This is a genomic window from Flavobacterium koreense (assembly GCF_054776075.1).
Map to the genome: position 1 here is coordinate 226,026 of NZ_BAAHCF010000008.1, position 11,634 is coordinate 237,659.

An 11,634-nucleotide genomic window follows, 5' to 3' on the forward strand; every position below is an offset into this window, starting at 1 on the left:
AATTGAAAAATGTATAATAGTTAATTAATTATAAATTATCTCACATAGAATATCCTTTATTACTTAAAATGATGTTTTTTATATAGATTTAATTTAAAATTATTTTAATCAAATAATGTCGTTTTTAAATTTTCTGGTATAGAAAAATTTAAGTCAATTTTTTCTTCTTCAAAAATATTATCATTTATTGAAGATGTAATTTCATTTCTTTCTTCTAAATCATTTTTATGAATGAAATCTACAAGTTTAGTGAGTTCTTTCTCTGGATAATTAAACCAGTTTGTTGACCAAATTCTATGAAATTTAAAACCTTGTAATTCTAGACGATCTTGTCTAAACATATCCCATGCGTATGCTTCATTACTACTATGGTATTTAGCGCCATCACATTCTACCGCAATAAATGGTTTTCCAGTAAGTTTAGATTTAACCACTAAATCAATCCTAAATCCACCAATTTTATATTGTTGTTGGATTCTATCTTGACCAATCCGATTGGCTAATCTATAATACACTTCATCTTCGAAAGGAGATTCTGAGCCTAAAGTACCGTATTCAATATCAAATGATTTCGTATCACAATTTTCATAAAGTTGTTTCAATATTAATTCTTTTGTTTCAATATTACCTTCACTAATGGCTTTTGCATAGGCTAAATATGAGTAAAAAATTGCTCTACCATTATTTTTAAATTCTTGAAGTAAAGATGAATATTGATTGATGTGTTCTGGAGGAATTGAAGTACATAAATAAACCTTATACTTTGCACGTGTTATTATTACATTAAGAAGTTTGAATCCATTTTTTTGCAGTATAGGCCCAAATAATTGCCTAAATGTACCATCTGTTTTTTTTCCAAATGTTGTAGAAATAATTATAATATCTCTTTCATCACCTTGAATATTTTCCAAATTTTTAACAAATAAATCTGATCCTAAATCTGCAATTTTTTTATCATATTCAGGTTTTAATTGTCTGGCTTTGGAGATTTCTTCTAAGATTAAATTTCTTTGATATAAATTAAATGTTGCAACACCAACTGAAGGGTATTTTCCATTTTTTAGTGGTTTTATATGATTCAATAATATGTTAATCACTTGCTTTGCCTCATCTCTATTAACGGAATCTTCATAAACTCCATTAACTTCAATATATTGAATAGGCTTATATTCAATTTTTGCTGGCATTGGAATTAATCGTTTCCCATAAAAAGCATGATTGGAAAATTCAATCAAACTAGGATGTTGAGAGCGATAATGAACCTTTAAATATGATTGTTTGTAGTTGTTGTTCTCTGCATAAACTAATAAAGATTCACTATCTGCCAATTCCAAAGAATTGTTAACTTTTTGAATTGAATCTTGAATTTCTTGAGAACTTTGTTCTTCATCATAATCATATTCATTTGGGCTCAACAATGCATTTCCTCCTTGAAAAAAATTTGTTGGAGGCATTTGTTGACTGTCTCCTGAAACTATTTTTATTTTACCCCTTATTAGAGCAGGGTATGTATCTTCAATTCTTAGCTGACTAGCCTCATCAAAAATTACAACATCAAATAGACCTTCAACTAATGGTAAAATAGAGCTACATACTGATGGACTTATCATCACAACAGGATAAAAATCTGTAAATAAATCAAAATCAGTGTTTACAATTTTTCTTAAAGAATTTCTTCTTTGTCCGGGAGCTCCTTTTTTATTAAATAAGCTTATCGGATTTAAACCTATGCTTTGAGCTTTTCTAATAGAATTTGATTGTTTTTTAGACCAATTGTTAATTATACTTTCTATTTGATTCCCTTTTAATTGGGATTTAGCCTCGTATAATTCTAAAATTTTATAATCATTTTTTGGTAATTGTTCCTTTTCATTCAATGCTAGTAACCAGTAATAGTACCAACTTTCAAATGTCGGTTCCCACTCAGTTTCATTTAAATCAATTAATGAATTAATTATCTTTTTGTGTAGATTTGTTAGTTGTATATAGAATTTTCTCCAATCATAATATTCTCTGAATGAATTTAGATTATCAGTCACTATTTTTAAATCATTGAGGAGTCCTTCAATTTGTATTCTTTTCTCATTATGTTTTGGTTTTAGTGAGATTGAATTTTTTAAGATTTTATTGCTTTCGAAATATTCTAATATCTGTTTGTATTTTTTTTCTGTTTTATTAATATTGTCACTTTTGTCATAATTAAAATGAATACTTTCAAAATTAATATTCAACTTGTAATTATTTTTAAATTCCTCAATATTTTCAGACCAAATTAAAAAAGAATCCTTTAGTTTGTTTATATTTTCAACATAATCAACTAAGGAATTGGACTTATTAATTTCAATATAATCATGACTAAAATAATTGTGTTTTAAGTGTCTTTCCTTTACATCACTTATTTTGTTCAGAATAAGTAATTTATTTGTTTTAAGTGTTTTATATCTTTTTGAAAAAACACTAAGAAGATTAACTTTGATATTTGTAAAACTATTATCACTTAGAAATATCTCACCATATTCTATTTTATTGGTTTCAATGAATGAAATGTAATCATCAATTCCATTTTTTATAGATATCGAATATTCATTGAAGTGGCTATCTAACCATTTACAATATTCATCTATATCTGAATTAGTTTCTTCTAAAAGTGCTACAAATTTTTTATTCGCAGTCAAAACATTGTTTTCCAATTTTAAGACTACAGCTCTTGGATTCTCTTCAAGAAAAATGCTATCATCCAAAATATTCAAAGGATGCTGTTTATTTTTAATTTCACTAAAAAGTTGTTTCCCTTTTTTTAAATTAGAGATAATATTTATTAGCTCATTTTCATCTTTATCAAACTTAAATTGATTATGGTCTAATTTATTTTTTAATAATGTCGGATCTGCTATTTTTTCTCTATTCAAAAATTCACCAACTAACTCTGTCCAATTCTTTCCTTTGTAAATCTTTTCATCTAGATATTTATGACTTGAGTTAATCTCATTAATATTTTGAGTTATTTCTTGATTAATGGAAATGTAATTAGTTGAGTTAAAATAGCTCAAACCTTGTTGTAGTATTTTTATTCTTTCTCTAACCGAATTGACTATACCATCCCTGTCTTTGTTTAAGTCTTCTATTATTGCTGCTAATTCTCCTAGTTGAGCATTTTCACCATGTAAGTTGTTTTTAATTACGTCTAAAGCAGTTTTTTTTTCACATACAACCAAGCATTTTAAATTATTGGCAAGTGCATTTGTGATTAATGCTGTTAAAGATTGACTTTTTCCTGTTCCCGGAGGTCCTTGAATTATTTTTTTTGTATCAAGTCCTATCGTATTAAGTAACTCCTGTTGACTTGGGTCGGTTTCTACAGCACTATGAGGAGTTCCTGAGAACCCTTCTATTTTCAAATCTTCAAATTCAAAAGAATTAAAATTTTCAATTAATTTATCGATATCAGTTATTATGCTTTCTTTCTGTGCTCTAAATAATCCAAAAACCCCACCAAAATAAATACTACCTAAATTATTTGCATATGACTCTAAGGTTTTTGCTTCTGGTATGTTTTCTATATTTTCATTTAGTTTCTTTGTTAAATTATCAAAGCTATTTGATGAGTGTGGATTTAATATACTCAAGACTTTTAAGCATTCATCAATCAGTTCTTTTTTATCAATAATAGCATCTTCTAGTAAGTCCTCATTAATCTGGGGAATGATTACGTCTTTATCATTCTTTAAAAAGGAAAGTAAAACTTCATTTAAACCAACTGAATGAATCTCTTCATCAACTATTTTTCCTGTCTCATTTTTAGTTTTATTTCTTAAAATTGACCAAGTATTTATTTTATTAGTTGACTTTATTAGTTCTAATGGCCAAATGAATAATGGTGCTTTTATTATTTTTTTTGGATCACTTTTAGAGGGCATTATCAATAATGGAAAACCAAAACTAAAAGTTTTTATTCCGTGTTCTTTATAATTATCTTCATTTTCTATATTAAGTGAGTTCAATCTTTTTGACAATAATCCTAATCTTTTATGTTCGTCGATTGATAATGAACTTATGTCTATTTCATCAAATGAGATTTTAAATTCAAAGCAAGATTTACTGAACAAGAGCTCTAGAAATGATTCAGCTAATTTTGGTTTTATGTAATTTAGGTTTGCAATGTCTAATCTAGTTGCATATCTTCCAGGTAAAGCATTTAAATGGATGGATTTAGTGTTTCCTCCTTTAAGTTTATCTCTTAAAGCGTTTAAAAATATTAGATTAGCCATAGTAATGTCTTTGAGAATTTTTTTACTAATCAAATTTAGTATATATCAACCTTACAAAAAAATATTTCCAAAAGGAAATACTTAATAACTTTTTAAAAGCGAAAAATATTTTTTTAAATATGAAGTTACTGTAAAATACGTTGGTTAAAGTATCGCGATTACTGGTAATGATTCAAAGTTATAAATTAAGTGACAAATGATAAAAACGCCCTTTTAATTTGGGCGTTTTATTTTACAGTCCGACAAATTCACTTGCCTTGACAGCAACTGCTTTTTCAAGTGTAACTTTTAAATCATTACAAACTTTTTTCATATCTTCCATAGCTTGGTCTGATGTTTTAGTTTTATGCCATAACGTAGTATTTGGTAAGTAATATACCTTAGTGCCCGTTCCAAAAGTAAAATTATCAAAATATTGTAAAGCTATTAATGCAGCTTTTACCTCTGGATTTTTTGCACTTACATCATATGATATCAGTACGGTTCCAATTGTTGTTCCCATGTTATTATTTTTGATTGGTTTAGTAACAAAGGAACAACAAATTGTATTAATGACACTACGTATAAATACCTGTTTTTCAATTAGTTTAGAAAACTATGTATTTTACATTATCTCAATAAAAAAACAGCCCGTTAAGGCTGTCTCAATTTTAAGAGTATTCCCAAAGGAAACCTCCTGAATTTTGTCTTTCTTTTCTACAACATCTAGTTATACAAGTTTTAGATATTCCTGTTTTTCTTGATACTTCGGAAGCTGAAATATACTTTGCTAGTAGATTACCATTTAAATTATATTGAAGTACTTCTTTTTTTCTATTGTCTGTATTAGGCTTAAAGATATCGAAATAGTCATAACTCCATAAAAACCCACCTAAAGTGTGATTCACACTCCAACAAGCTCGACTTATATCTTGTTTTTTTGCACTTAAAGAATTTCCTGCATCAGTTAGATTATCATAAGTAGAATTTAAAGAACCATCTAAATTATATTTATAAATGGTTTTTTTGAATCCACCACCTTTATCCGAGTTATAACCTTTTGTATTTGTTTCAAATTTTTCAATGTATTTTATTTCCTTTTTGGCTAATTCATCAATTGATGAAGCTGTATCTATTTGTTCCCAAATAAAGGCGTCTTGACCATATGTACTAATTGCGTTTTGAAATTTATAACAATTGTTAGTTTCTGATTTTTGAAAATGGTCAATTTTTCTTTCCTCTATGCTTTTAGTTGTTGCACCAATATAATTTTCATTGGTTGTTTTATTCGTCACTTTATATAATATTCCGTTTACATTTTTCATTTCATTTATAATTTTTGATAGGTGTATAGGGTGTATAGGTTAAATTGTAAAAACTTTTAAACTTTTGAATTTATTTTATTTTTCAGAAAAAAACCTATCTACCATATACACCTGTTGTTTAACATGCAATATTTAGAGGTTTGTACTTTAGTGTTATTTTATATTTTTTTTGTCTCGTTCCTTTTTTAAAACCTAATGAAATAAGTGTCTTACCAATCTGTTCAACACTAATGTTTTTATGGGGTTTCCTATTCTCTTTTATATAATCTAAAACTTCAGAAGCATTCATCAAAATATAATTTGAATCTTCTTGAGGTAATTCAAAAAGTTCTTCAATTATATCATATTCTTCAGGCGTTTTTAAATATTTTTTATTCTCTTCATTTACTTTTTTAATATCATCTGCATCAAAGTAAAATTTAAAGTTATTCATAAGTAAATAATAAGCCTGGCTATATACTTTGTCCATTTCAATTGAGTGTTTTTTATCAATTTCAATAGTCTCCACACATAAATAACGTCTGTTACCCGTTAAATCAGTTAAAATTTCTGTGTTATTTGTGCCCGCAATAAATGAAGCTCTTCTCATTAATCGCATTGCTTCCCTAGAATAAGGTCTTCTTTGCTCAATATAATCAAGTGTTATTAATCCTTTATAAAATTCATTTTGAGATTTTCCAAAACTTACCAACTCGTCCATATTAATTAACAGCTTATCCGCTAAGTAAAATTTTGTATCCTTATCGCTTGGGATTATTGTTCCTTCAAATAAATAAGGTTTAAAATTTTCAGGCATTAATTTTCTTACCCATGTAGTTTTACCAACACCTTGTTCACCTGAAAAAATTATTACATTTTGATTAGTTATGTCTTCATTGAACGAACAGCCAACTAAACCTACTATCCATTTTTTTAATATCCATTGAAAGTATTCATCATTGGTAGTTTTAATTGTTTTTGCCAAAAGATTTATGTAATCTATTTTACCATCCCATTTTGGTAATGATTCAAAGTATTTTTTAAAAGGATCAAATGATTCGACATATTTTGAGTATAAATAAGTACTTAACTTATTAGGATTCAATTTATATCCTTTTTTTTCTAATTGTATAATTGTTGTATTGAAGCTAATCTCGTCAAAAAGTCTATACTCATTTTCATTTTTTTCTTTGAATAAGATTTTATTTGTTACTTCATTTCTTAAGAAGTCATATTTCTTCTCTATATGTTTTTGAAACATAATTTAAAATTTATTAATATTAAAAATTCTCTCCTCATTATATCATAATCCGTCTTCCATTAGGCGAGAGTTTTACCATACTTTACCCATTAAACTTATTTAATAAGCATTGAGATTCAACATCAGTTAATGTCGAATTGGAAATATTTGTTTAAATTCTTTAAATCATAGGCGTTGGATTTAAGTTATTGTTTATGCTTTAAATGTTTTGGAAATTTCCTTTCTAAGATTTTAGAAAGTAAAAGATGAGAACCATCTTATGAAGTCATTTACACAAAAATACATTATTTCAAAAGCGAAATCAAGTTTAAACCCAATTATTTACCTAAAAAGTGAGGCTCCTAATAGCTTTTTCATCATTTTTTTATTTCAAATTTGTTCCCATTTTAGAGATTATTTCAATCTACTATCCACAATAAAAAGTATATTGTGGATGTAAATTGATTTAGCTAACAACTTTTTCAGTGTTTTTTTGATAACGGAGAGAACGGCTCAAAAGCTTGGTTATTCAAAATACAACATAACTCCGATATAGCAAAACAGCTATATAATAATATTAAAATGGTAGTAATAATAAGCGCTACCATTTATTATGTAAACTGTCTTGAGTTCTGGGGTTACTTTAACCTCTTCAACCCAAGCAATTTGATTTCTAAATAGCTCTCCAATGTCATTCTTTACTCGAACTTTAAAAGGACAAAACACCTGTTTTAATATATTGTTCCATGTTACAACGTAAATTATGTTTGGAGAGCTATATTTGAGCATTTCTGCTAATTGATTTTTGTTCATTTTTACAATATATAGTTGCTTTTTTGCATCGGTATTTTTTAGATGTTTCTTTATAAAAAAGCTATAGTATTATAATTGTAAGAACCAATTTGGTTGGTTATTTTGCAACGAATTTGCGGTCATATTTATAAACTCGTATGCATTTACATTTCTCTCTAAATTGGAATCAATATAGCTGCTCTTATTAGCTTCAGTTAATATGTTGTATAAGTTCCAAAGAGAAATGTTTTTGTTTTCATCTCTTGAAAAGTTTGGACAGTTGTAATAATCTTTTACGACAGAGTTCATTTGTCCATCGTTTAGAAGGAATTTACCTTTACTTTTTTGGTCATCCTTTTCGAGATGTTGATACATTCTAATTTTACCAATTAAGTGTGCAAACTGATTTTCATTTAGATGGAATTGATTCATTTTTTCCATCATACTTAAATGTTTAATTCTATCATAATTACTAAATAGATTATACATATCAGTGTTCAATTCATTAACAGATGATATCCTAACTTCATTACTAAATCCATCGGATGATACACAGAGATTGGTACAAACCTTATTCTGATAACCAATAAAGATTTTGAATTTTTCAACCGATTTTTTACTATAAAGATTTTCCTGATTATAAGATCTTACGCCCCCAATTGACAATGAAAGTGTATTTCCATTAATAACTTCTTTGGCTTGATGTAATTCAATTAAGAAAGCACAACGTTCGTAATAAAGCGTTTTTTCCTCTTCTAATAAATCTTTAGCTGGTTTCCCTATAGCTGAAGGAATCCTGCCTTTTACAATATGAGATACTCTAATATCAGGCTCTTTAGGAGTGAAATCTGGAAATAATTCCTGGACTACTTCATACGCTTTGTTTATGAACTGATAGTGTGAAATTGTAGATTCATTATCTTTAGAAAATACAGGAATAATACAATCATTTTTTAGGTGGTCAAGCGTAACCTTTTGTGTATTGGCTTCAATAAAGCTTGAAGTTTTATTAATTACTTCACTTTCTTCAATAACTTGGTTATTAATACTACTGTTTATTACTAATTCCATTTTCTTCTGTTTTTATTGGTTGGATGACTTCTTCTTTTGATAAAACTTGAGAATTGATGTTTTCAAGTTCGTTTTTACGTTCCATTATTAATGGATGTGTTGACTTCTTTAGACTTGGGTATTTCTCATAAATGATTTTCAAATCCTCTAAAGATTCAGCTTGTTTAATTTCAAGTTTTACATCTTCAATTGATATTCCTGAATTGCACCATTTAATCAGTTTTTTGCCTGTTTGAGATGAAATTATAAATTCAGGAGATTCAGAAAATAATCCTGTTCTGTCTTTACTTGTTTTAACTAGATGTTTATCATTGATTAGTTCAAAATTGACCGTTAATTCATATTCAAAACCTTCTCTAGTGACTTCTTTTGTTCCGTGTTTAATCACTTGTGTTTTTCCATTGCTATTAACATCTAAAGAATAATCAATTTTTCGCCTTACCGTTGTTATTATATGGCAACTTGAATTTAAAATCTTATCAATGAAAGTCTGATGTCTAGGCGAAACCTTCGCCCAATCAGAAAATCTACCTCCTAATGATTCGTGTATTTCTAGACAGCCTCCTTTTCCGTTCCACTCGTGGGTAATACTATCAATGATAATTACTTCAATATTTGATAATTCACAAGTTTCTATTGCTTGAATATACCTTTCAGGAGTATAAGGTTCTGTGAGTGTCAAAACATTATATCCTCCTAAGTGAGAGTATAAAGAAGCACTTCCGTTTTCAGTGTCTATGATTGCAATATTTGACCAATCATCTGTTATTCCATAGGCTAAGAGTAGGGCAGAGTATGTCTTGCCAAATCCTGATGCGCCCGATAGACCTAGTCTTAATTTTACTTGATGCCTTGTAGCAATTTGTAACTTCATAGTTTTGTTATTTAGTATTAATTAAAAAAATAGAAGACATATGTTATTTTTTAATAAAAAAAGGAGCCTCATTTCTGAAGCTCCTTACATATGTTTCTTTGTGTACAATTAGTGAATTGGAATTTCTTGTTCAATAACATTTGATTCAATAATACTGTCCTCTTCACTCACAAATTCATATCTGTGATTTAGTTGAATGATTTCACCTGTTTCTGTTACAGTGTAATCATAAGGGTCTGTTTTAACTTTCTTAACAACACCACTGATTTTTTCTCCAATTAACCCTGAACAAGTTTGTTCGTTAAAGGTTGTTGGTACATTTACAGTTTTTGCAGTAATATAAGTTCTACCTGTTTGCTGACTTTTTACAGCTTCTAAACCACCTTGAACCACAAGGCAGTAAAAATTCTCACCATTCTCTTTTTCGAATGATTTGTAACCTACGATTGTAACCATAGTTTTTTAATTTTATAGATTAGACATAACGGAAAATCCCGCAAGAATTGAAAGAAGTGGAGTGAAATCACAACTTCTTATTTCAACTAGGGCGGGATCACCCAAACTTGTATTAAGGTCCGGGGTTATGTTTAGTTTAGTTTACGTTTACTTTCAAAAAAATTAGAAAAAATTATTTTTTTTTGAAACTATCTTTAAATATTAAAACTATAATAAATACAACAGGAATACCATAATTAATAAAAGGGTTTTCTAAAATACTAGAATAGATAAAAATAAGAAATGAGAAAAAAGTTTTGTTTTTATAGTTTTTAATTTAACTGTTTAAATTGAAATTTTAAATTTTTTAATTGATTTTCAATAACATAATCTTGAAGTGCATCATTGTAATAAGCCTTGTCGAAAGATAATACTAGTCCGTTGTTAATTATGCTTCCGTACCATTTTACATAATTAAGTATATTTTCAAGATCACTATTTGAATAGTCATTTGGATCATAAAATTTCATTGTAATCTGTCTATCTTTTAGTTTATACCTTGCTAAAATTTGTGGGTTTTTAATTTCAGTAATTTCACTGGACTCTAAAATTAGTTCTTTTATATCTTCGTCAGTATTGTTCATTTTCCATTCATCATAATCTTCAATTTCTAATAATCCAACAAAGCCATTTTTTGTGAAAATAATAAAGAAATGAATTGATATAATTTCATTAAATTCAGCTGGTGCTACATATTTAGAGATATAATATCCATCTGTTCTTATTTTTACACTGGTATTATTTTTTATTTTTTTGTCTTTTTTATCTTTCTTGTCTTCTTCTAATTTAGACGAAGTTTCTTCATTAGGCTTTTTACCAAATAATAATGGCACTAAAACAAACAAAGCAATTGAGAATAATACCATAACTAGCATTTTTGCTTGTTCCGATCCAGATAACAATATTAAATCAAATATTTTCATAATTTATTTAATTTTGAATTTAACAAAGTGATTGATTATTGATATAACCCAATAAATTATAAAAATAATAAACACAACAAACATATCGTCATCTTGAAATAGTGCTAAAAAGGCACATTGTAATTTAGAAGAATTTCCAAATATACTTTCGTTAAAAGCTGTATTAACATAATATGTATTAGTACCGTAGATATATCCATATTTTGGTTTTTCCATTACTATTAACTCTAAAACATACACTGTTATTATTGCTAATATTAAACTAATTAATAGATTTTTTAAAATCATACGATTGATTGTAAATTCAATTTTTTTTTCCATAGTATTAAAACTTTTTTTAAATTTTAGGTTAAACAAATATATTAAAATTCGACTTATATGTCGAGAATAAAAATCTTATCTCATTTTTCTTTGTAGAATGCTTGAGCATTTTGAACAAATAGAAAAAAATGTAGTAAATAAAATTTACAAATTGTTCCTTGAAAAATTCAATGGAAACAATTCTAGGTTTGCAAATGCTTCAGATTGTTCTGAAACAACTGTTAGAAGAGTTTTTAGAAACAAACAAAGAATGACTTTAAATTTACTTTTAAGGTTTTGCAATGCCCTAGAAATAGATATTAAGGATGTATTCGATAATATTAAAGTTACTCAAAAAGACAATTAAACTTACTACAATTTTTTAATG

The 11,634-nt window shown here is 27.3% G+C and carries 11 protein-coding genes; 1 reads left to right on the forward strand and 10 read right to left on the reverse strand.

Annotated elements, in window-relative coordinates:
* Nucleotides 1–104: 104 nt before the first annotated feature.
* The 10 genes from ACYU7A_RS04565 to ACYU7A_RS04610 form a co-directional block, all read right to left on the reverse strand.
* On the reverse strand, nucleotides 105–4,268 hold the full coding sequence (locus ACYU7A_RS04565; RefSeq protein WP_460574448.1) for an AAA domain-containing protein: 4,164 nt from the start codon (nucleotides 4,266–4,268) through the stop codon (nucleotides 105–107).
* Between the two features lie 232 nt (nucleotides 4,269–4,500).
* On the reverse strand, nucleotides 4,501–4,770 hold the full coding sequence (locus ACYU7A_RS04570; protein WP_460574450.1) for a hypothetical protein: 270 nt from the start codon (nucleotides 4,768–4,770) through the stop codon (nucleotides 4,501–4,503).
* Between the two features lie 148 nt (nucleotides 4,771–4,918).
* The gene (locus tag ACYU7A_RS04575; RefSeq protein WP_460574452.1) at nucleotides 4,919–5,572 is read right to left on the reverse strand and encodes an NUMOD1 domain-containing DNA-binding protein; all 654 of its coding nucleotides are present in this window, start codon (nucleotides 5,570–5,572) and stop codon (nucleotides 4,919–4,921) included.
* Between the two features lie 118 nt (nucleotides 5,573–5,690).
* On the reverse strand, nucleotides 5,691–6,812 hold the full coding sequence (locus ACYU7A_RS04580) for a VapE domain-containing protein (protein WP_460574454.1): 1,122 nt from the start codon (nucleotides 6,810–6,812) through the stop codon (nucleotides 5,691–5,693).
* A gap of 543 nt (nucleotides 6,813–7,355) precedes the next feature.
* On the reverse strand, nucleotides 7,356–7,580 hold the full coding sequence (locus tag ACYU7A_RS04585) for a hypothetical protein (RefSeq protein WP_460574455.1): 225 nt from the start codon (nucleotides 7,578–7,580) through the stop codon (nucleotides 7,356–7,358).
* A gap of 93 nt (nucleotides 7,581–7,673) precedes the next feature.
* On the reverse strand, nucleotides 7,674–8,654 hold the full coding sequence (locus ACYU7A_RS04590) for a DUF3871 family protein (protein ID WP_460574457.1): 981 nt from the start codon (nucleotides 8,652–8,654) through the stop codon (nucleotides 7,674–7,676).
* Nucleotides 8,632–9,528, reverse strand: coding sequence for an AAA family ATPase (locus tag ACYU7A_RS04595; protein ID WP_460574459.1), 897 nt, complete (start codon nucleotides 9,526–9,528; stop codon nucleotides 8,632–8,634). The genes ACYU7A_RS04590 and ACYU7A_RS04595 overlap by 23 nt, the downstream gene beginning before the upstream one ends.
* A 108-nt stretch (nucleotides 9,529–9,636) precedes the next feature.
* Complete coding sequence (locus ACYU7A_RS04600) at nucleotides 9,637–9,984, reverse strand: hypothetical protein (RefSeq protein WP_460574461.1); 348 nt, start codon at nucleotides 9,982–9,984, stop codon at nucleotides 9,637–9,639.
* A gap of 311 nt (nucleotides 9,985–10,295) precedes the next feature.
* A complete protein-coding gene (locus tag ACYU7A_RS04605; protein ID WP_460574463.1) occupies nucleotides 10,296–10,946 on the reverse strand; it encodes a hypothetical protein in 651 nt (216 codons plus the stop codon).
* Nucleotides 10,947–10,949: 3 nt separating this feature from the next.
* On the reverse strand, nucleotides 10,950–11,267 hold the full coding sequence (locus ACYU7A_RS04610) for a hypothetical protein (protein ID WP_460574465.1): 318 nt from the start codon (nucleotides 11,265–11,267) through the stop codon (nucleotides 10,950–10,952).
* A 97-nt stretch (nucleotides 11,268–11,364) separates the two neighbouring features.
* Here ACYU7A_RS04610 and ACYU7A_RS04615 point away from each other — a divergent pair, with 97 nt between their 5' ends.
* On the forward strand, nucleotides 11,365–11,613 hold the full coding sequence (locus tag ACYU7A_RS04615; RefSeq protein WP_460574467.1) for a helix-turn-helix domain-containing protein: 249 nt from the start codon (nucleotides 11,365–11,367) through the stop codon (nucleotides 11,611–11,613).
* The last annotated feature ends 21 nt before the right edge of the window (nucleotides 11,614–11,634 follow it).